Source organism: Lelliottia sp. GFLA7, from assembly GCF_056490165.1.
Genome location: NZ_JBWLAQ010000023.1, coordinates 1 through 605, shown reverse-complemented (window position 1 = coordinate 605; position 605 = coordinate 1). Strand labels below are relative to the sequence as shown.

Below are 605 nucleotides of genomic sequence, written 5' to 3'. Positions count from 1 at the left end.
CTTGTCGGTGATCTTGGACTCGATGTCCGCGATGTCCGGGTTCCAGTCGTTCTGCTCGTCGCACAGGTAGTGCACCGGGGTGCCGCCCGACAGGCTCGTCATCGCCGTCCACAGCGGGTAGTCCGGCGCCGGGATGAGCACCTCGTCACCGTCGTCGAGCAGCGCCTGCATCGTCATCGTGATGAGCTCGGAGACGCCGTTGCCGAGGTAGATGTCGTCGACGTCGAGTTCGGGGAACCCGGGCACCAGCTCGTACCGGGTGACGATCGCGCGGCGCGCGGACAGGATGCCCTTGGACTCCGAATAGCCCTGCGCGTAGGGCAGAGCCGCGATCATGTCGCGCATGATCACATCGGGCGCCTCGAACCCGAACGGGGCGGGGTTGCCGATGTTGAGCTTGAGGATCCGATGGCCCTCGGCCTCCAGGCGCGCCGCGTGCGCGTGCACCGGCCCCCGGATCTCGTACAGCACGTTCTGCAGTTTGGTGGACTGCTCGAGAGCGCGCTGCGGCCGATGATGGCGGACGGAATCTGGAGTGCTCACGCAACCATGATTCCACTCGGGCGCAAACGGAAATCGGCCGCCTTCGGGCGCGGGCCCCGGAC

The 605-nt window shown here is 66.9% G+C and carries 1 protein-coding gene; it reads right to left on the bottom strand.

Annotated features, from left to right (window positions below):
• The coding region (locus AC07RN_RS20935) for an aminotransferase class I/II-fold pyridoxal phosphate-dependent enzyme (RefSeq protein WP_478337209.1) at positions 1-543 on the bottom strand (543 nt) is incomplete at its 3' end.
• Positions 544-605: the final 62 nt, after the last annotated feature.